Origin of the sequence: Enterococcus sp. AZ063, from assembly GCF_051715045.1 — a bacterium.
Classification (GTDB): Bacteria; Bacillota; Bacilli; order Lactobacillales; family Enterococcaceae; genus Enterococcus_D; species Enterococcus_D casseliflavus.
Genome location: NZ_JBIOTA010000001.1, coordinates 1,026,119 through 1,052,500, shown reverse-complemented (window position 1 = coordinate 1,052,500; position 26,382 = coordinate 1,026,119). Strand labels below are relative to the sequence as shown.

19 protein-coding genes are annotated in these 26,382 nt (G+C 42.7%); 2 read left to right on the top strand and 17 right to left on the bottom strand.

Annotation, left to right across the window (positions count from 1 at the left end; translation table 11 throughout):
• Positions 1-41: 41 nt before the first annotated feature.
• The 3 genes from IGK61_RS04745 to IGK61_RS04735 all read right to left on the bottom strand — a co-directional run bounded on the left by IGK61_RS04745 (position 42) and on the right by IGK61_RS04735 (position 4,046).
• Complete coding sequence (locus tag IGK61_RS04745) at positions 42-1,484, bottom strand: glycoside hydrolase family 32 protein (RefSeq protein WP_074534982.1); 1,443 nt, start codon at positions 1,482-1,484, stop codon at positions 42-44.
• Positions 1,485-1,527: 43 nt separating this feature from the next.
• Positions 1,528-2,904, bottom strand: a complete 1,377-nt coding sequence (locus tag IGK61_RS04740) for a PTS transporter subunit EIIC (protein ID WP_015509272.1) — start codon at positions 2,902-2,904, stop codon at positions 1,528-1,530.
• 146 nt (positions 2,905-3,050) lie between these two features.
• The gene (locus tag IGK61_RS04735) at positions 3,051-4,046 is read right to left on the bottom strand and encodes a LacI family DNA-binding transcriptional regulator (RefSeq protein WP_010747735.1); all 996 of its coding nucleotides are present in this window, start codon (positions 4,044-4,046) and stop codon (positions 3,051-3,053) included.
• A 364-nt stretch (positions 4,047-4,410) separates the two neighbouring features.
• Between IGK61_RS04735 and mazE the strand changes: the two genes are divergently transcribed.
• Complete coding sequence (gene mazE, locus IGK61_RS04730) at positions 4,411-4,641, top strand: type II toxin-antitoxin system PemI/MazE family antitoxin (RefSeq protein WP_074534981.1); 231 nt, start codon at positions 4,411-4,413, stop codon at positions 4,639-4,641.
• 283 nt (positions 4,642-4,924) lie between these two features.
• Here mazE and IGK61_RS04725 read toward each other — a convergent pair whose 3' ends face one another.
• The 5 genes from IGK61_RS04725 to IGK61_RS04705 form a co-directional block, all read right to left on the bottom strand.
• The gene (locus IGK61_RS04725) at positions 4,925-5,266 is read right to left on the bottom strand and encodes a DUF7006 family protein (protein ID WP_081343842.1); all 342 of its coding nucleotides are present in this window, start codon (positions 5,264-5,266) and stop codon (positions 4,925-4,927) included.
• Between the two features lie 177 nt (positions 5,267-5,443).
• The gene (locus IGK61_RS04720; protein ID WP_438844700.1) at positions 5,444-11,737 is read right to left on the bottom strand and encodes a MucBP domain-containing protein; all 6,294 of its coding nucleotides are present in this window, start codon (positions 11,735-11,737) and stop codon (positions 5,444-5,446) included.
• 247 nt (positions 11,738-11,984) lie between these two features.
• Positions 11,985-13,463 carry a helix-turn-helix domain-containing protein gene (locus tag IGK61_RS04715; RefSeq protein WP_074534977.1) on the bottom strand — a complete coding sequence of 493 codons (1,479 nt, stop codon included), beginning with the start codon at positions 13,461-13,463 and terminating at the stop codon, positions 11,985-11,987.
• Between the two features lie 550 nt (positions 13,464-14,013).
• Positions 14,014-15,324 carry an NCS2 family permease gene (locus tag IGK61_RS04710; RefSeq protein WP_074534976.1) on the bottom strand — a complete coding sequence of 437 codons (1,311 nt, stop codon included), beginning with the start codon at positions 15,322-15,324 and terminating at the stop codon, positions 14,014-14,016.
• Positions 15,325-15,484: 160 nt separating this feature from the next.
• Positions 15,485-16,084 (bottom strand): NUDIX hydrolase N-terminal domain-containing protein, encoded by a 600-nt coding sequence (locus tag IGK61_RS04705; RefSeq protein WP_074534975.1) that lies wholly within the window; start codon positions 16,082-16,084, stop codon positions 15,485-15,487.
• 189 nt (positions 16,085-16,273) lie between these two features.
• On the opposite strand from IGK61_RS04705, the gene IGK61_RS04700 reads away from it, so the two are divergent.
• Positions 16,274-17,278 carry a DUF389 domain-containing protein gene (locus IGK61_RS04700; RefSeq protein WP_254777423.1) on the top strand — a complete coding sequence of 335 codons (1,005 nt, stop codon included), beginning with the start codon at positions 16,274-16,276 and terminating at the stop codon, positions 17,276-17,278.
• Positions 17,279-17,321: 43 nt separating this feature from the next.
• Here IGK61_RS04700 and IGK61_RS04695 read toward each other — a convergent pair whose 3' ends face one another.
• The 9 genes from IGK61_RS04695 to IGK61_RS04655 all read right to left on the bottom strand — a co-directional run bounded on the left by IGK61_RS04695 (position 17,322) and on the right by IGK61_RS04655 (position 26,367).
• The gene (locus IGK61_RS04695; RefSeq protein WP_074534973.1) at positions 17,322-17,948 is read right to left on the bottom strand and encodes a zeta toxin family protein; all 627 of its coding nucleotides are present in this window, start codon (positions 17,946-17,948) and stop codon (positions 17,322-17,324) included.
• Positions 17,949-18,815: a class II fructose-bisphosphate aldolase gene (locus IGK61_RS04690; protein WP_010747730.1), complete on the bottom strand. Its 867-nt coding sequence runs from the start codon at positions 18,813-18,815 to the stop codon at positions 17,949-17,951.
• A gap of 22 nt (positions 18,816-18,837) precedes the next feature.
• Positions 18,838-19,230 (bottom strand): hypothetical protein, encoded by a 393-nt coding sequence (locus IGK61_RS04685; RefSeq protein WP_074534972.1) that lies wholly within the window; start codon positions 19,228-19,230, stop codon positions 18,838-18,840.
• An 18-nt stretch (positions 19,231-19,248) separates the two neighbouring features.
• Positions 19,249-20,538 (bottom strand): PTS sugar transporter subunit IIC, encoded by a 1,290-nt coding sequence (locus tag IGK61_RS04680; RefSeq protein ID WP_008379073.1) that lies wholly within the window; start codon positions 20,536-20,538, stop codon positions 19,249-19,251.
• Positions 20,539-20,569: 31 nt separating this feature from the next.
• Complete coding sequence (locus IGK61_RS04675; protein ID WP_015509266.1) at positions 20,570-20,872, bottom strand: PTS sugar transporter subunit IIB; 303 nt, start codon at positions 20,870-20,872, stop codon at positions 20,570-20,572.
• A gap of 24 nt (positions 20,873-20,896) precedes the next feature.
• On the bottom strand, positions 20,897-22,966 hold the full coding sequence (locus tag IGK61_RS04670) for a BglG family transcription antiterminator (protein ID WP_074534971.1): 2,070 nt from the start codon (positions 22,964-22,966) through the stop codon (positions 20,897-20,899).
• A gap of 237 nt (positions 22,967-23,203) precedes the next feature.
• Positions 23,204-24,253, bottom strand: coding sequence for an FUSC family protein (locus IGK61_RS04665; protein ID WP_074534970.1), 1,050 nt, complete (start codon positions 24,251-24,253; stop codon positions 23,204-23,206).
• 261 nt (positions 24,254-24,514) lie between these two features.
• Positions 24,515-25,735 (bottom strand): NAD(P)H-dependent oxidoreductase, encoded by a 1,221-nt coding sequence (locus tag IGK61_RS04660; RefSeq protein ID WP_074534969.1) that lies wholly within the window; start codon positions 25,733-25,735, stop codon positions 24,515-24,517.
• Between the two features lie 26 nt (positions 25,736-25,761).
• Positions 25,762-26,367 carry an NADPH-dependent FMN reductase gene (locus IGK61_RS04655; RefSeq protein ID WP_074534968.1) on the bottom strand — a complete coding sequence of 202 codons (606 nt, stop codon included), beginning with the start codon at positions 26,365-26,367 and terminating at the stop codon, positions 25,762-25,764.
• Positions 26,368-26,382: the final 15 nt, after the last annotated feature.

Genomic DNA, 26,382 nt, shown 5'->3' with positions numbered 1-26,382 from the left:
AAGAAAAACCAACTGTTTGCTGTCGTTTTCGGATCGTTGCTTTATTTTTTCGCCAATGCCCAAGTATTGACAGTAACCGTGCCGGTTCCGCTGAGAGCGATCGCCTCGGTCCGTTTGGGATACACGCGAGAGGTCAAACAATATTGCCCGCCATTTAGGAAGATCTCAATCGAAGACGTATCGACAAAAATCTGCAGCTGCGTCAGTTCATCGACCTTGACACTGCGCTGTTTACGACCGTAGCCAGAAACGCCATGATGGATCGTGAAGACACCAGCTTCATAAGCCAAAGTCGTATCTTGCAAAAGTCCAAGCTGAAACTGCTGCACTGGGACTTCCGCCGTAACTTGCAACTCATATGCCAATTCATCGAAAGACAAGTGCTGCGGTTTCTCTGAAAGCACAATTTTTTTGCTGACTTGCTTGTCTCGCAATTTTTGGAATTCTGGCAAAGGTTCTTGATACAACTGGTCATTTTTGACCGAAAGCTGTCTTGGCAGCGTTGCGGCATGCTGCCAGCCGCGAGGGATCGTAGGATTGCTGTATTCAGGACTGGTATCCCCTAGCCCCATCCAGCCCCACAAGATCCGACGTTTCTGCTCATCTTCAAAGGTTTGCGGGGCATAGAAGTCAAACCCATAATCAAGTTCACGAAACGCAGAAGTTTCTTTAAACGTCAGGGTTTCCCAATCCACCTCACCAATCAGATACCCTGATTGATGAATATTTTGGTAGGCATGTTCTTTGGCTGCCAAGCCTTGCGGTGAGAAGACCAACACATCTTTACCATCTAAATGGAAGTAGTCTGGACATTCCCACATGTAGCCTAGAGCATAGTCCTCACCGAAAAAGATTCCTCGATAGGTCCATTCATTTAAATCCGTCGATTCATAAATCAAAATTTTGCCTTCGTTTTCCAACGTACGCGCGCCTAGCAGCATATAGTAGGTGTCTTCGTGGGCAAAAACCTTTGGGTCACGAATATGATCGGTAAATCCTTCAGGGTAGTCCTCATGAGGAATCACGACTTCTTGCTTTTCGACGGTATAGCCGTCTTTGCTGATTACATGGACCGTGTTTTGTTCTCGTCCACTAAAGGTATAATCATGATCACCAGGATGCTTGACATTCCCAGTATAGAAGAAATGGATCACGTCATTCTCGATAAAGGCAGAGCCCGAGTAGACCCCGTCTTTGTCATAGTCGTGTTCGGGAGAAAGAAACAGCGCTTCTTCTTGAAACGTGACATAATCCGTCGACGTTTTGTGTCCCCAGTGAGGTGGTTCCCCGCCATGGGGCGTTTGCGGTACATATTGATGGTAAAAATGAACCACGCCTTTGAATTGGCAAAGACCATTCGGGTCGTTCATCCATCCTGTTTCTGGCATCAAATGGTAGTTCAAGCGCCACGCATCAGCACTGATTTTTTCTGCTAAATCGTTTTGGGTTTGGGCAAGTTGTGCCCAGTATTCCTTCGTTAACAATGTGGTACCTCTTTTCTCTTGCCGATGAACAACAAGGGATTATTTATTGGTTCAACTCTTTGGCTAGCGGCTTGCGCTGCAATTGGACACCAGCAAAACCGACACCAAAGGCAATCAAAATCACGACAACGTATTTCAGCATGGCACCGAAATCTCCAGTATACAACAACAGTCCTGGAATAAAAGTGATGCCCATCCCAGTGGCAGCTAATTGGAAGACATACGTCGCAAACCCGCCGACTGCGCCTCCCAGCATGCCTGCGCCAAAAATCCGCATCGAGCGTAAGTTGACCCCAAATAGTAAAGGTTCAGTGATCCCAAATAAGGTTGGAACCGCCGCACTGATGGCATTTGAGCGTTTGACTTTGTTTTTATAAATAAATGCCGCAGCAATCGCAGCCCCAAATTGTCCCGCCATACTTGCTGTACCTAAGACTTGTAGGACGTTTTCGCCTGTCGTATTCAATAACCCTAACTCAATAATACTTAACGAATGGTGCAATCCAGTGATTACGATCACTTGCTGAACCCCTCCGTAAATGATATAACCGATGCCCAATGGTGCTTGCACCAAGTAGACGATACTGTTGATGACTGCTCTTTCAGCTACTTGCAAGATTGGTCCTAACGCAAACAAAATCAAACCTAAAGTAATGACAATCGTTAAGAATGGTGTCACGATCAAGTCCATCATTTGCGGAACAAATTTACGGAACCATTTTTCTAGCTTAGAAACTAAGATCCCGACAATAATTGCTGGAAAAATCGACCCTTGATACCCAGAGATCGATAAACCGAATAAGTGCAATGGCTCCGCATCTCCGCTGGCAACTGCCCAAGCGTTCGGCAATTGCGGTGCCACCATCATCAATCCTACCACGATCCCGATGATCGGATTACCGCCGAATTTTTTCGTCGCACTATAGGCGATCAAAACAGGTAAAAAGGCAAACGCTGTATCCGTTAACATTTCAAACATAGCTAACCAGTCAGCACTATAAGTGACCCCCAACTCGGTCAATAATCCCCGAATCCCCATCAAAAGCCCCGTCGTTACCAAAGCTGGAATCAATGGCACCAAGACATCTGACAACGTGCGGACAACTTTTTGGACGGGTGACAGATTCGAATACACATCATCTTTGAAGCCAGCTTTATCAGCGGAGGCGTCATTGCCCATTTCTGCTGCGAAGGCTTGATAAACTTCATTGACTTTTCCTGTTCCAAAAATGAACTGATGCTGTCCCGTGTTGAAAAAATACCCCTTGCTGCCCTCAACTGCTTCCGCTTTGTCTTTATCTACTAACTGATCGTCTTTCAAAATCAAGCGCAAACGTGTGGCACAGTGTTCAAAGTTTTTGACATTTTCTTTGCCGCCAACAGCTTCTAACACTTGGTCGATCGTTTTTTGTTCCTTCATTTTTCCCACTCCTTTGATCGTCGGTCCATTTGTGGAACCGGTTCTACATTTGTAGATTAACAGAAACCGTTTGCAATTGCAAGCAAAGAAAATAAAAAAACAGAACGCCGCAACTGGTCGTCCTGCTTTCTCTAAAAATATTTGCTTTATTTCTCCTGCTTGTCAAGCTTGGCAGTCGACTGTTTGACCACTAATCGATTCGGTAATTCGATCACCTCAGGAACCTCTTCCCCTTGCGTCAGTTTTTGGATCGTTAAGACGGCATCGATGCCTAATTGGACATAGGGATATTGGGTCGTTGTGATGGTCGGATAGACATAATCCGTCGAATCATAGCCGCCAAATCCGTTCAAGGAAAAGTCTTGCGGCACTTGGTACCCTAGTTCATGGGCGGCTTTCAATACAGCAACAGCAATATTGTCGGTAGCACAGGCGATGTACGTTGCCGATTGATCTTTCAAGAACACAAGGGCTTTTTGGTACGTTTCTCTTCTTGAAAAGGAGGTTTCGATAAAGTCGACTTTGACGTTGGGCGTTTGTGCTAAGACATCAAGAAATCCTTTTTTCCGCAAGACACCTACCGCATAATCATTTTCGCTGACACCAACAAATAAATAACGTCGGTGGCCAGCGCTGACTGCATATTCTGCCATGGTTTTGCCAGCTTGATAATCTTCATGGACGATGGAATGAATGCCAGCTAACTGTTGACCTAACAATAAAACCGGCATAGGAACCTCTGCCAGCACCGCTTGTAGCTGCGGCGTGATTTTGCGCGCAAACAGGATCATCCCTGCTACTTTTTGTTTGACTAGCATTTCGATATTTTCTAATTCCCGTTCATCGCTTTGATCAGAGTTGGTGATCAGCATTTGATAGCCGTTTTCCCGTGCCGTCGTATCGATCCCTTTCAACACATCATTTGTCGATGGTGAATTCAGTCGAGGAATGATCACGCCCAGCAATTTCGTGTCTTGGGCTTTCAGCGAACGAGCAAATGTATTGGGGCGATAGCCAGTTTCAGCAATGATCTGATCAATTTTTTTGCGCTTTTCTTCACTGATATAACCATTGTTCAGATAGCGGGAAACCGTACTTTTCGCTACTCCCGCCTTTTCAGCAATGTCCTTGATCGTTGTCATGATTTCCCACCTTTGCGTTTTCTTTTATTATAACAATAACTGAAAGAAAAGCGCAGGTTTTGCGTGAAAATTGTTGGGATGGGCGGTTTTGGAATGAAGCTTCACTTTTTCGTTGCTTTAATCCCCTGGTCCTTGGTATGCCATAAATGATCCATCTAAAAAACTTCGTAATTCTGCTTAAAATCTAACATCTATTTTTCTGAGATGTTCATCCATCTTTTCAAACAATATTTCATTGCGGTTTCTTATCTATCTTATGTAAAGTGCGTTTTGAACTTTTGATGTGTTCAAAATACATTAAATCTCACTGTTGTCTTCTCCTTCCATAGTATTGCAAGGTATACTATCTCTAAGAGGTGATACTATGCTTATTACTAAATCAAGTCTACAAGGCAATTCCATCGTCGTTACGCTTCCTTCTGATAACGGAAAAAATCCTCCTGAAAACCAAGAATATATTGTTGTCTACGCAGAGGATGGGACGATCATTCTTGTTCCTAAAATTGAAGATCCTTTTAATGGTGGAGTGGAATCAGAGTTTTATGAAAAAGATGCGTGGGAAGACCTTTCATCTGAAGGGAAAATGATTTTTTAGTAACTAATGTTCAAACATACATTTCCAAAAAGCGACTATCGCTTGGATCGACTTTGCCCCTTCGGCTGGAAAGGAAATTCAAAAAAAAGACGTCCTGGCTTAGATATTTAACCGTTATTCGATTCTGATCATTTTTATAGCAAGCGGCATATAATAAAAAAACCAGCTAAGCTGCGCTTAACTGGTTTTTTCATTAGTAGAAATCGTACTTTAACTTTACTTTAAATCACCTCTACCCACGGTCCATCTTAACCCCGATGCTTTTTCGATAAGTTGCTATTTTTCAGCAGACATTAAATACTATTGAGTACTTCGTTTGCATACTAAGATCGTACCCACACAATTCTTTAAAATAATTTTGATAATCACTTTCAATAATTCTTATAATGTCGGCTTCTGAAAAATCCTCATACTTTGATAAATCAGCTAATAGACTCAGTTTCGCATCAATCCCAAGAATTTTAGGAAAAACCTTCCAAAACGTTTCTTTCGAAATTTCATCTATCAATTGATTTAACCGTTCCAGTTGTTTTTCTAAGTAGTCTTCCAGCATGTCTTTCTCTCTTGGCAGAGATCTAATCTCTTCTAGAAAATATTCGTTATATTCTTTTTTCGTCGAAAACATCAATTCAATTGAACTCCTTTCCACTTTTTACTGATTATTACCATCTACTATAAAAGTAAACCGTGATCCTCTTCATTTAGTGAATGATTTTTCTGAAGTTTTTTTAGATTTGAGAAAGCAGCAAAACCTCCACGGGCTTTGCTGCTTTCTTTTTATATTGACTATTCTAAAAACTAATTATCTTGTTTTTTTCTTCTTGTCAAAGATAATGAAAATGGCAAATAACAGTAGCAGCGATCCAACAATGATCATGATTCGTTGTCCAACCATCGCTTCCCCAGTATCGGGAAGTTTTGGATCGTTAGAATCTTCCTTCTCATTTTCTGGATTCTCTTTTTCAGGTGTATTTTGCCCACCGTTATTTTCTTCTTTATGATAGACATAAATCACTTCTTGCACGTCATTCGTAAACGTTCCAGATGCGTTATCTGGTATTTCTTTCACGGTCCAACCAGAAATTTCTTTTGGCTTACTCTCGTATGGCAGACCGACTTTTCCACTTAGAATCGTTGGTTCCGACAGTTGATTCCCTTCGGTGTCTTCATATTTGACTGTTACAGGTGCCGCATCTGAACGGTCATAGATATAGATTACTTTTTGCGCTTCTTCAGTAAACGTTCCAGACACATTGCTTGGCATTTCTGGCACATACCACCCTGGAATATCTTTCGGTTCGCTTTCATATGGCAGACCAACTTTTCCGCTTAGAATCGTTGGTTCCGACAGTTGGTTTCCTTCGGTATCCTCATACTTAACTGTTACAGGTGCCGCATCCGAACGGTCATAGACATAGACTACTTCTTGCGCTTCTTTTCCGAAAATTCCACGGGCATTGCTTGGTGTTTCTGGTACATACCACCCTGGAATTTCTTTCGGTTCGCTCTCGTATGACAGACCAACTTTTCCACTTAAGATCGTTGGTTCCGACAGTTGATTACCTTCGGTGTCTTCATATTTGACTGTTACAGGTGCCGCATCTGAACGGTCATAGATATAGATTACTTTTTGCGCTTCTTCACCGAAAATTCCATGAGCATTGCTTGGTGTTTCTGGCACATACCAGCCTGGAATTTCTTTCGGTTCGCTTTCGTATGGTAAGCCAACTTTTCCGCTTAAGATCGTTGGCTCCGACAGTTGATTTCCTTCGGTGTCTTCATATTTGACTGTTACAGGTGCCGCATCCGAACGGTCATAGACATAGATTACTTCTTGCGCTTCTTCAGTAAACGTTCCATGAGCATTGCTTGGCATTTCTGACACATACCACCCTGGAATTTCTTTTGGTTCGCTTTCGTATGGTAAGCCAACTTTTCCGCTTAAAATCGTAGGTTCCGAAAGTTGGTTTCCTTCGCCATCTTCATATTTGACGGTTATAGGTGCTGCATCGGAGCGGTCATAGACATAGACCACTTCTTGCGCTTCTTTTCTGAAAATTCCATGAGCATTGCTTGGTGTCTCTGGCACATACCACCCTGGAATTTCTTTGGGTTCGCTCTCGTATGGCAGACCAACTTTTCCGCTTAAAATCGTAGGTTCTGATAGTTGATTTCCTTCGGTGTCTTCATACTTGACTGTCACTGGTGCCGCATCGGAGCGATCGTAAACATAGAGCACTTCCTGTGACTCTTCGCTAAAAATTCCATGAGCATTAGTCGGTGTTTCTGGCACATACCACCCTGGAATTTCTTTTGGTTCGCTCTCGTATGGCAACCCGACTTTCCCTCTTAATATCGTTGGCTTCGAGAGCTGATTCCCATTAGTATCCTCATACTTAACTGTTACAGGCGCTGCATCGGAGCGGTCATAGACATAGACCACTTCTTGCGCTTCTTTTCCGAAAATTCCACGAGCATTGCTTGGTGTCTCTGGCACATACCACCCTGGAATATCTTTCGGTTTGCTTTCATATGGCAGACCAATTTTTCCGCTTAGAATCGTAGGTTCTGACAATTGATTTCCTTTGTCATCTTCATATTTGACTGTTACAGGTGCCGCATCTGAACGGTCATAGACATAGACCACTTCTTGCGCTTCTTCAGTAAACGTTCCATGAGCATTGCTTGGCGTTTCTGGAACATACCAGCCTGGAATTTCTTTTGGTTCGCTTTCGTATGGCAGACCAACTTTCCCGCTTAGAATCGTCGGTTCAGATAGTTGATTTCCATCGGTATCTTCATAATTGACTGTTACAGGTGCCGCATTGGAGCGATTGTAAACATAGATTACTTCTTGCGCTTCTTCAGTAAACGTTCCATGAGCATTAGTCGGTGTTTCTGGCACATACCACCCAGGAATTTCTTTTGGTTCGCTCTCATATGGCAGACCAACTTTTCCGCTTAGAATCGTAGGTTCTGACAATTGATTTCCTTTGTCATCTTCATATTTGACTGTTACAGGGGCTGCATCCGAACGGTCATAGATATAGATTACTTCTTGCGCTTCTTTTCCGAAAATTCCATGAGCATTAGTCGGTGTTTCTGGCACATACCAACCAGGAATTTCTTTTGGTTCGCTCTCATATGGCAGACCAACTTTTCCGCTTAGAATCGTCGGTTCAGATAGTTGATTTCCTTTGTCATCTTTATATTTGACTGTTACAGGGGCTGCATCGGAGCGGTCATAGACATAGACCACTTCTTGCGCTTCTTTTCCGAAAATTCCATGAGCATTGCTTGGCGTTTCTGGCACATACCAACCTGGAATTTCTTTCGGTTCGCTTTCGTATGGTAAGCCAACTTTTCCACTTAAGATCGTTGGCTCCGATAGCTGATTCCCTTTAGTATCCTCAAACTTAACTGTTACAGGCGCTGCATCCGAGCGGTCGTAAACATAGAGCACTTCCTGTGGCTCTTCGCTAAAAATTCCATGAGCATTGCTTGGTGTCTCTGGCACATACCAACCTGGAATTTCTTTGGGTTCGCTCTCGTATGGCAGACCAACTTTTCCGCTTAAAATCGTAGGTTCTGATAGTTGATTTCCTTCGGTGTCTTCATATTTGACTGTTACGGGAGCTGCATCCGAACGGTCATAGATATAGATTACTTCTTGCGCTTCTTTTCCAAAAATTCCATGAGCATTAGTCGGTGTTTGTGGCAAATACCAGCCTGGAATTTCTTTTGGTTTGCTTTCGTATGGTAAGCCAACTTTTCCGCTTAATATCGTCGGTTCTGACAGTTGATTTCCTTCAGTATCCTCATACTTAACCGTCACTGGTGCCGCATCGGAGCGATCGTAAACATAGAGCACTTCCTGTGGCTCTTCGCCAAAAATTCCATGAGCATTGCTTGGTGTTTCTGGCAAATACCAGCCTGGAATTTCTTTTGGTTCGCTCTCGTATGGTAAGCCAACTTTCCCGCTTAAGATCGTTGGCTCCGAAAGCTGATTCCCTTTAGTATCCTCATACTTAACTGTTACAGGCGCTGCATCGGAGCGGTCATAGACATAGACCACTTCTTGAGGTTCTGCGGTAAATGTTCCAAAAGCGTTACTCGGTGTTTCTGTCAAGGACCAGCCTGGTATTTCCTTTGCTTCAGTTTCATAAGGAAGGCCTATCGTACCGTTTAAAATTGTCTCAGTTGACAATGGATTCCCATCGACATCCTCATATCGAACTGTAACTGGTTGTGCTTTCTTTTTTTCCCACACATAAGTACCAGTCTTGCTTCCGTCATATTCATGAAAAAAGTTAGTTGGTGTCAGGGTTAAATGTTCGGTTGAAAGATTTCCCTCAAGGTCTTTTTCAAAGATCCAATTACCTGTATACAAGTCGGCAGGCATCACATTCTCCGGTAAAGTAGGCCGACGATTTTCAGCAAGATTTAAAAAGGTCGTCTTCTCTCCTAAATGTAATCTTTTGAGGCCGTTCATTCCTCTAAACATCCCTCCAGCATTAGCGTTTGTAGAAGTAGAAGAATCCATATTACTTGTGTTCCAATTTGATAAGTCTAATTCTTCTATTTTCGGTGTTACTTCAAATAAATTACGCATACTACTAACACTTGAGGTGTCCCAATTTGAGACATCCAAATGAACTAAGTTTCTAGCTCCCCCAAACATAGATGACATATCTTCAATATTAGAAGTATCCCAATTTGAGACATCAATCGTAGTCAATTTACTGACCCAGTCACCGGTCAAATTGTTGTAAAACATATAATCTGTTCGTTTTACTTTAGAGGTATCCCAATTCGAGACATCGATTTCTGTTAAGCTAGCAGTATTTTGAAAGACCCCCTGCATCCCTTCTACTTTAGAGGTATCCCAATTTGAGACATCCAACTTGGTCACTCTTCTAACACCATTAAACATGTTGTTTATATTCGTGACATTGCCTGTTTTCCAATTGGAGACATCCAGCTCGGTTAATTGACTCGCATTTTGAAACATAAAGAACATACTTGTGACATTAGATGTATCCCAATTTGAAACGTCCAATTCAGTTAAGCTGCTGTTTCCATTAAACATATAGTTCATGATTGTTCCATTAGAAGTATCCCAATTTGAGACATTTACGGAACGTAAAGCGCTAGCTCTATGAAACATGTAACCAAAGTTTGTTACATTCGAGACATCGATTTTCTCTGCATTCTCGATTGTCTCCAAACTTGTTAATGGTGTATCTAAAGTATGCCCAGAAAACATGTATGCTGAGTTGGCTGGAAAAACGACCGTACCATTTACAACAATTCGAGCAACATTTCTATAGCTTGTTCGCCAAGGGGATGTGTGTGGTGCGCCGGCTGTTCCTTCTTCTAGCTCAACTGTTCGAGTTTCTTCATCCCATGTCCACGGAACGGTTCCCCACGTTCCTCTGACTAATGAATCTGATCGCTCATAAACATAAATGACTTCCTGTTCTTCTTCTGTAAATCTACCTGATGCATTAACTGGTGTTTCTATAACAGACCAACCGGGAATTTCTTTGGGTTCACTTGTGTAACGTTCTCCCACCTCCCCATTTAATATGTCTGGTTCGGATAATTCATTTCCTTCAGTATCTTCATACCGTATAGTCACTGGTGCTGAGATTAACCTTTCCCAAATATATGTTCCTGGGTTACTGCCATCATAATGATTCATAAACTCATCAGATGAAGCATAAATTACTGGAGTTGGACCGTTATCCACCTCATCATTAATATGCTCTATCCATCTTCCTGAGTAGGGTAGACCTGCGTTGATTCTTGGCAATCTTACGTTTGAAGCAAAAATCGATTTCTCACCTAAGGTCAGCTCACGTAGAGATTGAGTTGATTCAAACATATTATTTGTATTTGTAACATTCGTTACATCCCAGCTCGAAAGATCAAGACTCGTTAACGCTCTAGCCGAACTAAACATCCTCAACATCGATGTGACATTCGACACGTCCCAGTTTGACACATCAATCGTGGTTAATGAAGTCGCTACTCCAAACATATCCGACATGTTTGTTACACTCGAAACATCCCAACGCGAAAGATCCAAACTTGTGAGAGAGTTGACCGCATTAAACATCAAGCCCATATCAGTTACACTGGAAACATCCCAGTTTGAAAGGTCTAAGTCGGATAGGGATCTGGCTAGACCAAACATGCTACGCATATTCGTCACGCTTGATACGTCCCAACTTGCAACATCCAAACTCGTTAAAGACTCTGCTGAATTAAACATTCCTCCCATATTTTGTACATTTGATACATCCCAATTTGACACATCTAAGCTTGCTAAAGATCTGGTTTGTCCAAACATTCCATTCATGTCCGTCACATTCGATACATTCCAATTTGATACATCAATATTTTTTAGTGTAGTAACGCCATGAAACATGCGATCCATGTTTGTCACATTTGACACATCGATATTTCCTGCATGCTCAATCGTCAGCAAATCTGTTAGACGTTCTGCTGCTTGCGCTTGCGGTGATCCAAACAACCATGAAACGTCTTCTGGAAAAATAACCTTGCCATTAACAGAAATTTGAACAACATTCGTGTTGGTTTTCCAAGGTGCTGTGGCTGACGTGCCGGCTGCCCCTTCTTCTAACACAATTGTTTTCGTTTCTTCATCCCACGTCCACGGAACAGTTCCCCATACGCCTTCCACATTTTCATCTGACTCTTCATAACTGTCTTCTGTACTACTATCTAATGTAGCTTCACTGGAGCTTTCCTCAGAAGAGCTTTCAGATGAATCTGCCTCTATACCACTGTCTGTTTCGGCATGTTCCCCAGATCCATTGGTACTTATGTTTTCTTCAGTTGCTGTCGACGGTTGATCGTCTTCTATCAATTGCCTTTCTTCATAACGATCTGCATTTCCATCCGCCAATTCACTTAGAAACCCTTCAGCAACAGAAACATCCGTCATTTCCAAATTATTTTCTAAGCTGTCGTTTTGAGAGCCATCCTTTACTGTATTAGCAAATACAGTGAGCGGCTGTCCTAGAGTCATTGCAATGACCAACATTATGTAACCTAACTTGCGTATCACTTCCCTAACACTCCTTTTCTTTTTAACGTAAACTTCTTGAAACATGAAAAATAATTATTCATGCAGACACTGCCGAATTGGTAGAATAATCTATCACGAGCTTGGAAGTTCTAAACAAAAGTATATAAGGATGTTTTTTAATAAAAAAATCATGTTTTTCACCCTAGGGGGAAATTAAGTATAAAAAAACCTATGCAAAAGGCTTTCTTTCCTTCTGAATAGGTAAAAAATAGAGTTATTATTTTAATTATTTAATAAGTTCGAACATTTTTGGTTCGATCGTTTTGAATAAGAGTTCCCAATCTTGTTTATCTGGGACTGTTTTCAATAATAGGCAGTTGGTGCTCACCTTATACTCTGACAAGTATTCACTGTAGTTTGTCACAATTAAATCAATATCTTCTTGGTTTAAGAATTCTTCCGTCAAAGCTGGAATCGTAATAAAAAAGATTTGATGACGATCACCAAAGTATTGATATACTCGCGATCTTATCAATTGACAGACATACAGATCGCCTTCTAATAAAAAAACAATTCTCTTGCTTTTGTACAAATACTGTTCTTTCAATCTTTCTCCCAGCAAAGTTAAGCTCGCCGTAATATCTTCCAAAAAGTCTTCTGTTATTCCTGATTCAGCGAAAAAGGAGCGCAAAAAGTGATGATTGTTGATGTATGATTCTTTGCATTCATGTTTTGTTTTCTCTATGATTTCTGACATTATTCTATTTTGAACTGGTGAAATTAGATGATTCACGTACCTAGAAAGGAAGAACGCACGATAGATCCATAAAAGTTCTGATGTATACAACTCAGGCGAGCAATTCTTGAGATAGTTTTCAGTTAAATGAGCAAAAGAATCAATGCGCTGCAATTGCGTACAGAATACCTTATCTTGGTCTATTTGATCAAAAGGCCGTTTGGCAATCGTTACTAAAAATAGCCAACAGAGCTCATCTGCACATAATTCCACTTGATAGATCTTTTGAATTCTTTGCTGAATCAAGAATAAATTAAGAAAATCCTTGTTATTCCTAACACTCTTGTAAAGATTTGTTGGTACATTGATCCTCTTTCCCTGACGTACTCGCTCGATAGCAATATATAAATTATAGTAAAATTCATTTGGAGAAGTACCTGTACCAATCGTAATTTCCTTGATTTTAGATAAAAAAGTTTGATAGATCAATTCATGAATCTCTTTTGGAGGAACCAACGTATGAGGGGTCATTTCCCCTTCATAGTAAAAATCTTTGAAAAACTTTCGGATGTTTGCTTCATCGCCTTTTAAATCAATTGGAGTGAGTGATAGTTTTAATCCGTATTCTTTAAGAACCGGCTCAATTTGTCTCAAATAGCGTCGAAATGACGTTTCTGATATGTGAAATCGGTCAATTAATTCTGCTACGTCCTCTAGCTCTCCATAGAAAACGTTTCCCAATAATTCAAACAAAATTTCATTTTGCAATAGTTTTTCTTTTTGTTCAATAAATCGAAGGGAGTTCTTTTTTTCGAAAAGGTACCCATTGTTCGTTGAAACAATTTGCGCACTATCAGAAAAATACTCCTTTAGCTTATTTATATCAGTTAAAATCGTCCGTTCTGAAACCTCATTTAGTTTAGCTAATTGACCCTTAGTCGCTTTTTGTGTCCGCTCAAAAAGATTCAATATACGAAACCAGCGAATAGTTGTTGGATCAACAATAAACTTTAACTGCAGATCTTTCATCCTAACACCTCCCAACTTTATAGAAAATCATACCATGTATTTTTAACCCATAATCATTTTTTCATTCCTTTTCTAACTTACTACATTTTCTCAATGATGTGAACGTCACTTGTAAATGAATATTTTTTTGCTATTGATCAAAGACTCTAGTCAAAAAATATCAAAACAATTACTGCTGAAAAGAAGGCGTTATTTATCTAATCTAAACAAAGAACAATTGAAGTAAGAAAACCTATACAAAATCAGCTACGCTAAACCTTTTCCTTTTGCATGTGCTATCATTTGATTGAAGAAAATTATAAGTTAGAATCAATGATTCGTTTTTTTAAATCAGAATAAAATCATATGAATGTTAGGTAAAAATAGATTGCCTTAACCACTCCTCGTATTTGTAAAAAATGAAAAAAACTACTATTCAGCATCCATCGCTTTAATAAACACTGTTTTTACTTTTTCAGTTTGTATTTATCAACTCTTATTCTCAATACAAAAAAAACAGCTAAGCCACAAGCTTAACTGTTCTTTCTTTTATAATTGATAAACGTCTCTCTCACACATTCAAAATCCACATAAACCCAAGAAAGACAAAGAACAAGCCGTACATGATTGGTGAGACTTCTTTGCCGCGTTTGGCTGCTAACATGGTGATTGGGTAAAAGATGAAGCCCAAGGCGATCCCATCGGAGATGCTATAGGTCAACGGCATGCCTAGTAGAATCAAGAAGGCTGGGATTGCGATTTCCATTTCGTGCCATTTGATTTCTCGCAGCGATTGTGCCATCAGCACACCTACGACGATCAGAGCTGGTGCCGTCACTTGGGAAGTAACAACGGATAGCAATGGTGAAAAGAACAAGCCGAACAAGAAGAAAACTCCAGTCGTCACGGCAGTCAAGCCAGAGCGACCGCCCACGGCGATCCCAGCGGAGGATTCGACATATGCGCCTACTGGTGAGGTCCCTAATAAAGAACCAGCGAGCATGGCGGTGGAGTCAGAAGCAAGTGCTTTGCCGACCCGCGGCATTTTGTTGTCTTTCATAAAGCCCGCTTGATTGGCAAGTCCCACCAAGGTGCCTGCCGTATCAAAGAAAGTGACGAGTAAGAAAGTCAGTACTACGACCCACATTTGCAGGGAGTTGATGTCTCCTACATGGTTTAGCGCCACTAAGAATGTGGACGAAATACTCGGTGCAGCAGAAACGATACTGGATGGTGCTTGGATCAAGCCAGTCAAAAGACCTAAAACAGTTGTTGCGGCCATCCCGATAAAAATTCCACCAGGAACTCTGCGAACCATCAAGACGGCAGTGATCACTAAACCAAAAATCGTCAGCCACGTCGTACCGACACTCAATGAGCCTAGTGCCACAAGGGTCGAATCATCGGAAACGATAATCCCGCCTTCGCTCAATCCCAAAAAGGCGATGAACAGACCGATCCCACCAGAGATGGCATATTTTAAATCAGCAGGAATCGCATCAATGATCAGCTCCCGTAATTTGAAGATCGTGATCACGATGAAAATCAGTGATGCCACAAACACACCCGCTAATGCTGTTTGCCATGGAACCCCCATTCCAATACAGACTGAATAAGAAAAGAAAGCATTTATCCCTAATGCGGGTGCCGTAGCGATCGGGTATTTTGCTAAAACTCCCATCAAAATACAGCCCAATGCGCTGGCTAACGCCGTTGCCGTAAAGACGGCACCTTCGTCCATCCCAGATGCCCCAAGGACCGTCGGATTGACGAATAAAATATAGACCATCGAGATAAAGGTGGTAAAACCAGCTAAGATTTCTCGTTTGACCGTTGTTTGTAAGGCATCCAGCCCAAAAAAGGAATTGATTTGATTCTTCATTTTTACTCCTCCAGCAATCAAGCAAAGGTGTCGCCATTGCTTGATTTTTTATAATGAAAACGACGAAATCAATCATAAACCAACTTTATCTGCAAGTAAATATTATCCAGTTAAAAAAACCAATAAAACGCTTTTTCCAACATCTTACCCTTAGCTGTTTTTAATCAACGTGTAACGACTTCTCATTCACCAATTGCTCCAGTTGTTCCTTGGTGGTGCGCTTGATGGAAAGCTTCGGCAGCTCCTTCAACGAAAAGTAATCGCTGTTGGAGGTTTCACTGTTTTTGATGAAGTCCCCTGCCAAAACATCACAGGCAAAGACCAGCTTATAGTATTGAAACACTTGCGGAATGTCTGGTCTTAGATTCGTATCAAAAATTGCTCGCAGCTCCTTGACCTCAACGAGTAAGCCAGTTTCTTCCAGCACTTCTTTTTTGATGTTTTCCCGTGGCGTCAAGCCAATTTCTGCATAGCCTCCTGGCAGTGACCATTCTTTCGTTAGGCTGTCTTCCATCAGCAAGATTTTTTCGCCTTTTTGGATCAATGCTCGTACATCGACCTTGGGCGTAGGATAGCCCTCATTTTTTTCTGTTAAAAGGGTCAACGCAGCTGCGTCTTGATCCACGACGGTACTCATCAAATGCAATGCCAACTCTTTGATCTCTTGGTAACGTTCCTTATCGTACACATCTTTGCCATAGTACAAACCTGCTTCAGCGATCGATAACAGGCGTTTGTATTGCGCAAAATAATCTTTCATCCATTCCCCACCTTTTCCATTTATCTGATATGCTTCTTATTCTAGAGGAAATCGGCGGTTTTGCAAAAGATTGACAACCCAATCATTGAATTCTCGTTGCTATCATCACGTGATAGACGCAGATTTTTGTAAAATCGGCCGATTTAAGGGACAATGAAAAGAGCAGAACGATTTTTCTCAGAAAGGATGATGAAGGTGAACTTAACGCCTGATTTAGTTTCCAAAGAACAATTGATTGGAAAAATTCAAAAAGATATGGACCAAACGATGCTCGTCTATGCACTTTTAGTTTGTGCAACGCTGATTGCTTCGATTGGTTTGAACTACAACTCTACGACAACGATTATCGGGGCGATGTTAATTTCGCCACTTTTAAATGGGATCAACGGGATCGGCTTTGGTTTAGGTCTTTCCCATTTACGCTTGGTTAAAAAAGGACTGCTGGTCTTTAGCATCCAAGTCATCATCGTACTTATCATCTCATTTGCCTTTTTCTTACTCACGCCAGTCAAAGACACAACACCTGAGATCATCACCCAAACGTCTGCGACGATTTGGGATATTTGCGTCGCATTGATCGGTGGTTCAGCACTGGCTTTTGCCAAAGTCAGGGGCCGCGACAACGATGTTATTATCGGCGTCTCCATCGGGACGTCCCTGATTTTGCCGCTTTGTGTGACGGGTTATGGGCTGTCGATCAAAGACTATTCGATTTCATGGGAGTCTGCTCAACTCTTCTTCACCAATTCCTTTTTGATTTGTTTTTCCTTGTTCATTACCATCTGGCTGTTGCAGTATGGGGATTTCCGTCACCAAAAATGGTGGAAGTTTGCCGTGGTTGCCTTACCGATCACGGTCATTGGGAGTTTCTTCGCTTATACGACGATCCAAACGACCATCGTGGAATACCATGCCAAGCGTTTTGTAGAAGCCAAACTGGGGGAACATTATTTGCTGGAGCAAACACTTAATGAGCAGAAACAATCCCTTGAATTAAAACTCGTCGGTGAACCACTCTCGAAACAAGCGGTCGCGCAGCTTGAAGCAAGTCTTGAAAACTATGCTTTGCCCGATTACCAGCTCAAGGTCAATGTCTATTCCGCCAATAAAGAGGGACAATTTGATGCCAAAGTATTAGCCGAAATCCTCCAAGTCCAAAACCAAGGAACTTCGAAATTTTTGGGCTTAGACTAAAAAAACAGGCGCTGCCCTTTTCAGGTGTAGCGCCTGTTTTTCTTCAATTTAAGTCATTGAGTTGTTCAGCGATTCTCTCGATCAACGGGCGATAATCCACTTGCTCGTAATCTTCCACATTGACTTCGATAAGCGCTCCTAACTGAAAGTCATCGTAACGGCGATCAGTGATGATTTGCCGAAACGCTTCTTTGGTTATATGGTTGGTTGCAGCTTGTCTATCTTCCAGTACATCCCCGTAATGGTACCGTTCCATGATGAAACTTAAATGACGGTCATCCGCTCGATCACGTAAGTGACGTCTTTCCCATAAGGTTTCAAAAGAAGCAGTCAAGCGAATGGTCAAGCACTCATAACCATAGCTTTGGGCGAGAAAAGTTAGCAATGGCTTCTGTTTTTCACTAAAAGGGTATTCCGAGACCATCAAGCGTTTTCCTAAAGACATGTACAAGCCCAATGCCTGATAGTAAAAAGGCCAAACATACTGCTTTTCGATCTGGGCTTTTTCTGCCAATGAATCAAAGCCGAGGGATTCGGCATAGCACTCTTTGATTTCATCTGGCGTAAGAGCGAAAAGATCAGGAAAACGTGTCTTCAACAGATTCAGTAAATAACTTTTTCCAGTTCCAGGGCTGCCTGCTAATAAAACAAGCATCTTTTTGCGTACCATCTATTTGCCGATCGCAGTCGGCGCTTTCGTATTCATGAAAAGGCCGATCTTGTGCTTGACGATTTCTTTGATGGCTTCATTGGATGGGATCACGTTGTGGCGCAAAGATTTGTTGACTTCCGTTGCCCCAAAATTTTCTTTCGCAATCTTCGTCCAATTGACCAACAATTCAGTACCTACATTAAACTTGCGAATGCCGTTATTGATCAATTCAGGATAATCTTCTTCCTTGACGCCAGTTCCTCCATGAATGACTAGCGGCACGTCGACGACTGCATGGATCTCCTTCAATAACTCAACATTCACTTCGGTTTTGGAGCGGAATTGACCGTGATTGGTTCCGATAGCGATGGCTAGCGCATCGACGCCAGTAGCAGCGACAAACTCTACCGCATCTTCTGGGCGTGTGAAGACTTTATCGTCTTCTTCCACATGAATGCCTTCTTCTGTGCCGCCGATCGTTCCTAGTTCTCCTTCGACGGACACCCCATGAGCATGAGCGTATTCGACGACTGCGCGCGTTTTCAAAATGTTTTCTTTGAAGGGCAAATGCGAGCCATCATACATCACCGAGCTATAGCCGCTATCAATCGCCGCTTTGATCTCATCGAAATCTCTGGCATGATCCAAATGCAAGACAGCGTCCACTAGCTCGTGATCGGCAATCGTTTTGACGACATTGACCAAGACATCATAGCCGATGTATTTCGCCGTATCGATACTTGTTTGAATGATGATGGGTGCCCCCATCTCTTTGGCTGCCCGCAGCATACTTGGCAGCATTTCTAAATTATGGGTATTAAAAGCCCCCACTGTAAAATTCAATGCTTCTGCTGTTTTCGTTACTTCTTTTAATGTTGTATACATCCTTGATTCCACCTCGTCTAGTTTAATTGCCGCTGATCGTAAGTTGTTTGGCGATTTGCCGCATTTCTTCCATTTTGTCCATGTAATAGTCGATCTTTGCATCGTCGCCGTTTCGTGCAGCGGCGGCACGCTGAGCATTGTAAAGGGACATCAGTTTTTTGTAGCCGTCCCCGATCGATTTTTTCGCCTGCAAGCTTTTTTCCAATGCGTCGATCGCTTCTTTTGTGCGGGAAAGTTTTGCCTGCGCTAAGCCTAACGCTTCATACAATTTTGCTTGTTCGTCGATGTCGGTTTCTGCTTGCAACTGACTTTCTAGATTTGCAATAAGCGCTTCTGCCTCTTGGCTTTCTTCAGCGGTCAAAGGAACCGCTGGTGTTTCTGTGGGCTTTTTTTCTTTTTTGAAAAAAGAGAACATGCGTCTTCCTCCTAGCGATTAAAAGTTTTTCAATAAGGGACTGATGATCCAAGCATATAGCAAGGCTGCCGTAACGGTATCCACATCAGTTGCCGTAGCGTTAACAAAGCCCATTTGATTGAAGATCGTTACAAGTAGGGCTGGCAGTAACGTAATGAAGAATCCGTGAAAGATCCCTCCGATGATCGCCCCTCGACGTCCACCGACCGCATTGCCGAAGATCCCAGCGGTACCGCCTGCAAAGAAGTTCGTCAGCATCCCTGGCAAGATCATCGCCAAGCCAAAGACTGGTAAAACGAACATGGCGATGACTGTCCCAATCGTTGTAGTAATAAAGCCTAAAATAACTGCATTTGGGCTATATGGGAAGAATACTGGGCAATCGAGTGCTGGTTTTGCATCAGGCACCAATTTCATGGCGATCCCACGAAACGCAGGGACGATCTCGCCTAAGAGCAACCGAACGCCTGCTAGCAAAACATAGACCCCAACCACGAATTGAATGGCTTGCAAGAAGGCATACATGATGTAATTTTGATCACCAGAGAGCGTAGAAGCAAAGGTTTCTCCAGCAAACAAGACCGTCACGATATACAGTGGAACCATCACGACCATGACAGAAAGATAGGTATCTTGTAAAAATTCAAAAGAACGTGGCAGTTTAATGTCTTCGATCGATTTTTTCTTCTCGCCTCTTTCTCCAAACAGATAGGCAACGCCTGCTTCAAAGAGGTAGCCGATCGTACAGAAATGTCCGAGAGCAATGTCGTCTGACCCAGTGACTTTGCGGATGATGGGCTGAGCCATCGCTGGCATCGCTACGGCAAAGATCGCCCCAATCAACCCACCGACAAGAATCAAGACAACGCCGCGTAAACCAGCGAAATAGCCAAAGACCGTCGTCATGGTCGCCATCCATAAAATGGCTTGACCCGTCAAGAAGATATATTTCCATTTTGTAAAGCGTGCCAATAAAATATTAAAAACAAAGATGGCTAAAAATGTCAGCGCTATGTCCCGACCCAAGCCCAACTCATTCATCGCTTGCCCGTTGATGGCTTCGATGGAAGGAATTATGCCTTGCATGTCGAATCCTTCTGTGAAAATCTCGCCGAAATAGGTCAAACTACCGACGATGATGCTAGAACCAGCGCTTAAAACCTGGAAGCCCAATAGCGTCTTCAAACTTCCTGAAATGACTTGACCTGCTGACTTTTTCTGAAGCAGCAGCCCTAACATCGCGATTAAAGCGATCGTGATCGATGCCTGCGTTAAAATATTATCAATGATAAAATTGATGATGCCCATTTTTTCAAACTCCCTTCGTCATGCCTCTTCCTTACAGTGCGCCTTTTTCCGTTAATACTGGGATGATTTTTTCTTCGATTTCTGGTTTTGAAACGATGTTGCGTAAATAAATGATTGCGGTTGTCGGGTCCAAGGCAAACTTTTCAAATTGCGTTCGGAAATTCTCTGCTGTAATGATGATGTCTGGTTTCATTGATACCGCTGATGAGATATCGACATGATCCAATTTCGCCTCCACTCCTAATTTCGTTAAGACATCTTCTGTTGACATCTGAGCCGCAAAGCTGCTGCCAAGACCTGCACCGCATACGAATAAGATCGATAATTTGTTCATGATTTTTTCCCCTTTTCTTGTTTTTTATGAAAATAGCAATGATTGAAACGCTTCAATCGTAGAGCAAGCCAGCAACTGCGTGACTTTTTCTTCATCATTGATCAGTTCGATCAATTCCTTCATGATGGCAAGATGAGAGTAGGAGTCCACCGCAGCCAAGCAAAAAATGATTTTGACGGGGTCCATTTCTGGGTTGCCAAATGCGACTGGCGGTGCCAAGGTGAGGACACTCACACCCAACTGCTGGGCGCCATCTTCTGGTCGTGCATGCGCCAACGCCAAATGTTTGCCAATGACGATATAAGGACCGTATTCCTCCACCGCCGCAACCATTGCCTCGATATAGCGTTTTTCGATGATCTGTTCTTTTACTAGCGGCTGCGCAGAGCGTTCAATGGCTTCTTCCCAATTTTGAACAGGAACGTTTAATTGAATATGATTAGCGGATAAAACATCTTTTAACATTGGCTGAATCTCCCTTGCATTAATGGCTAATTGATTTTGTTCAAACAAGTGTGTCAATTTGCGATAGGCGGCAGCATCGACTGTCCCGCCGCTTTCTTCAATCACTGTAAGCAACTGATTGAAGAACAGCGTGGCATTTTTTTGGTCAAAGGCGATCCGCTTGAATTGTTCATTGTTGTTTAAGAAACGGCGGATCACTTGGTGATTTTCTTCATTGATGATCGGTGGGATCAATAATACCGGCTTTTCTCGATAATCGATCTCATAGGTTGAAAAAACCAGATCCACATCGAATTTCGTAATCAAATTGACTTCTTGTGAATTCAAGACTGCCGCAACTTCTACTTCTGGAAACTTCTCCTTGAGGCTGGCTGCCAGCAGATTGCCGGTTGCCATTCCATGGTTACAGACGACGACCGCCTTATAGCTCGTAATGAGCTCGTGGTTCAATGAACTTAGGGCTGTAGAAAAATGGATCACGAGAAATGTCAGTTCATCTTCTGATAGTGGTTGACCGACGATCTCTTCGATCGTGGGGGCGAAGCCCTTGACGGCTTGGTAGATTTGTCCATAATTTTTGCGAACAGTCTCTTTGATCGGATTGGGTACTTGAATGCCGCTCTTGGCTCGAACGATCAGCGCGGCCATATGTTTATACAATCCCTCTAACAGCTCTTCTTCCTTTTTACTAAAAGGGATCTTGGTTTGGCATTCGACAAATTGGATCAGCTGCAGCGACAAAAGTTGCGCATGCGCCCATTCGATGGAATTGGACAAATCTTTAAAGTTCAGTGACTCGATGATGAAAGAAAGATAGTTGATTTCGATTTCTGGTGGCTGGATCGAAAAGGTTTCAGCGATCGCCTGAATATAGGCTGATCCTTGGAGCTGATTGCTGGAAGTAGACCAGTTCATGCGAGTAATAAATTCCTTCATTCTGATACGCATCAGCCAAATGGCGGTAAACAATAAGATTTGGCTGCTATACAACTCATTTTGATTCGGCGGCAACACTGCTTGCATCACTAGTTGGATCTGTTTGATTTCTTTTTGCGGCAAATAGCGATAAAGCAATTTCGTAAAGACTAAATCTGGGGTCTGTTTATCAAGTGGCAACCTACCGATCCGCTGATTGATGATGTCAAAAATCATCGTCCGAATCGCTCGTTCCGATCCATTCAACCGCAGTCCTTTTTTTCCTAGACTGATGATCTCAATGCCATATTTATTGATGTCCGCCCGCAAACGGCGCATGTCTTCATCCATACTGCTTTTTGATATCTGGTACGCTTCTTCTTTTTTATTCAACACCAGGATCTCTTTTGAAAATGTCAGATGCAGCAGCAGATCAAAACTCCGCTCTTCACGGGTCATATATTCCGACTGTTGTGCGTGTAATGCCTGCCAAACGATGGCTTGCTGTTTCGAGGTCAGTTTCAAAAGGATGCCCTTTCCTCGAAGGGTTTGGATCGGTCCGATGTGTAAGTCAGCAAGAAACGTGTTGATCTCATTCAAATCATTGCGGATCGTCCGCCCACTGGCTGCGGTCTCTTCTGCCAGTTGCTCGATGGATAGTGGATAATCAGTCACTAACAGGCGATGCAAAACATCTACGATTCGTTTTTTCACAACTTTCTCTCCTTCTCTGATTTGAGTATATGATTTCGCTTACAACAAAAAAAGTAGATGTTTCTGCCACTTTAGTTTGCAAAAATGTAAACGCTTCTATTTCAAAATAGGAACCTTTGCTCGATTATTTCATATTTCCCTTATTTTTCCTATCCGATGGAGATAACGTTTAGATAGAGGATCAAAGGCAAAAAAAAAGCAAGAGCTGCTGCTCTTGCTTATCGATGATGGTGCATTCTATTGTGTTTGATCCGTCGTGTCTTCTGGTTTGTTTCCCAGTGCTTGCTCCATTTGCTTTACTGCCCAATCCATTAGAAAGATCAACAGCATTGCCAGCACGCTGCCGATCAATGCCCCTGAAAAACGCAATGGGATCAATTTCAGCGGCGTAAAACTAGTACCGATGGTCATTAACAGCAGGACTTGCGGGTTGGTAAAAAAATTAGCAACGGTATAATTGACTGGCATAAAAAACTCCGTCAATATGTTTAGAATGATCAATACCACTGCGATCGCTTCAAGGGGCATATGCAAGGACATCAATAAGAAACCCAGCAGCAGCCCCACGATTCCTCCCAGTACCCTACCAATCGTGCGATTTTTGATTTTTTCCATATGTTCTCCTGCCAAGACGGCAGCAGCAGAAATCAAGATCCAATAGCCGTTGCTGTCCCGCAACAGATAGGCAATGTAGGTCGCAATAAACAATATCAAAGAAAAGTGCAGCGCCTTGATGACCATTTCTGGTTGCTGAGATAATGCTAGCGAATATTTCTCGTGCAAGCTCAGTTGTTGAAAGGCCGTTTTTTCTTCTTTCAACGGCAGCTGTTCAGCCAACGAAATCACCAGTCCAGCAAGCAGCGAGCCTGCGATGCCATAAAGCAAATAGGAACTGTGGTGCAAGATCTCTCCAAGGTGCGCTGCGTGAAAATTAAAGCCGGTGGCATAAAGCATCAACACGAAGAAATAATCGGGCTTGGGGATCCGCATCACTTTTGACAACAAAAACGCAGAAAACGATAACGCACCGATGATAAAAGGTGCGCTCCAAGGAATCAGTGCTGTCCCAGCGCCTAAAATAAATGCCAGCAGCAGCGCAGCGCCGTGGGTCAAAATGGCGCGCAGATTATAAAAAAGGGTCCGATGTTGAAAAGCCAAGTAGGAAAAAGCCCCCATCGCCCCCACAGAACTTATCAAAGGGTCCTGAACGAGGATCCCTATAAACAAAGGAACCGCCATCGCAAACCCTGATCCTAACGGACGCAAGACTTTTCGTTTGTCTTTCATGCAATTCCTCCTATCAAAAAATATGTACGATGATACAGCCGTTTTATAAGCAACGTCCTAAACTAGTATACGAAGCAAAAGATGAATATGCAAATTTTTTTCAGAAACTTTGCGAAATCCTCGCAACGATGTCCTTGATCAATTCAATCGCTCATAGAAAACCGTTCATTCATGAAAAAGCAGCAAAAAGAGAAGCATTCGCTTGGCAACTGATTGCAAGCGAATGCTTCTAGCGATTCCTTCTCTCCCTTTAGACAACCCTTATTTCACTGAAGCGCTGGTGACCGCATCTGCTGCAGGTGCCTCATGAGTACTGGCACTAGTGACCGCATCGGTCGGTTCTTGGTGCACAGAAGCACTGGAAATGGCGTCTTCATTGCCGACAAGTTTTTGACCGGTTTGTTGCAAATACCATTCGATGATTGGCTTGAAATCAAGGATGTATTCGTTGATCCCCGCATATTCGCCGTTTTCATCGTGCATCGCTTGATAATTGTGGACGATGTATTTTTCTGGCACCTGTTTCGGCACATGGACCCGAACCGCGTCGGTTGCCCCACTGCGCAGCTGTTGGATCACCCACTCAACATTTTTGAAGGATTTTTCAGGATGGCATTTTGCTAATGGATTGCCGACTTGTCCTGGCACACGTGCTGCCAGCATATTTTGGGCTTCTTCCCGCAGATTGTAATACAAGAATTGGTTGTTGCTATCGGCAAATGTCAATTCCATCGGCATCGAATCTAAGAAGTAATTGATCTGATCGACTGTCAGCAAACCGCGATTTAGTTTGACGTAGGTATTGCCAGAAACGGCACCGACTGCTTCAGCGGCTTTTTCCAGCCATTGATCATCATACATGTCCACTCCTTCCACGGTGGTTGCGATTTTCCCTGTGGCGTAGAGGTCTTCGGGCGGCAATTGTTTGGGACCCGCTAAGGCAGAAACGACTTTGATAAATTGCAAGAAGCTGTTGATCGTCGCATCTAAAAAAGCAACCGTTCGGGCATCGATCAAATCACCCGCTTCATCGAAAGCTTCTTTGGCTTTGCCCAACAAAAACTCATTCCCTGGCATCACTAAAGCATTGACTCCCGGTGCGTCCAAAATTTGGCGCAGATGTAGCTGGGCCCTTGAAGTTCCTTGATCATAGTAAGAGGCACCCACGATCATTACTGGTTTGTTTTCCAGAGGATGGATCTTGAATGAAAGCCATTCTAGCAAGCTTTTCAGTCCTGCCGTCACGGTATGGTTGTGCTCTGGTGTAGCAATGATCACACCGTCTGCCATCAATAATTGCCGATTCAAACGCTGGATGGCTGGGCTTTGGGTTTGATCTTCCTCTTGATTAAAGAGAGGAAAGTCTTTGATCTCTACAAGTTCTAACGTGAATTCCTTTTTGTATTGCTTTTTGATAAAGTTCAGCAGCTGACGATTGGTGGAGACTTCAGCGGCTGATCCGACGATTCCGATCAATTTCATTGTCTTTACGCTCCTATCTTTTGCGGTTAGATGGTTTCCCATGAAAATTCAGCAGCTTCTTTTTGATTGGCGGCATGGGCGTGCTGCAACTGGCTGGTAATTTTTACAAATAAAAGAAAATCGTTGAACAGTCCTTGCAGTTTTTGGGTCTGCTCTTCATCGATCAAGTTGCCTTGCTCGTCAAACGCTTGCAGCGAATGACCTAAGAGAAATTCAGAGCTAGGCATGATCCGTGCTTTTAACTCTGGAGAATCCAGAATCTGTCTTAGATGGGCTTGGGCACGAGAAGAACCTAACGTCCCATAAGAAGCACCAGTGATCATCACTGGCTTGTCAACAAAAGGGAAAATTCCATAGGACAACCAGTTCAGGGCATTGATCAACGCTGCGGGTACGGCATGATCGTATTCTGGTGTACTGATGATCACACCGTCTGCTGCCGCGATTTTTTCGGCAAGCTGGGTTACTTGTACGGGCAACTCCTTTGATTCTGGTTTGTTGAACATTGGAAGATCTTTGATCTCGACTAGTTCGATCTCTGCCTCATTGGCAAACATTTTTCTCATAAATTGCAACAACGTGCGATTGGTGGAACGAGTGGCATTGGTTCCTACGAATCCGATAAATTTCATCCTGTCTCTTCCTTT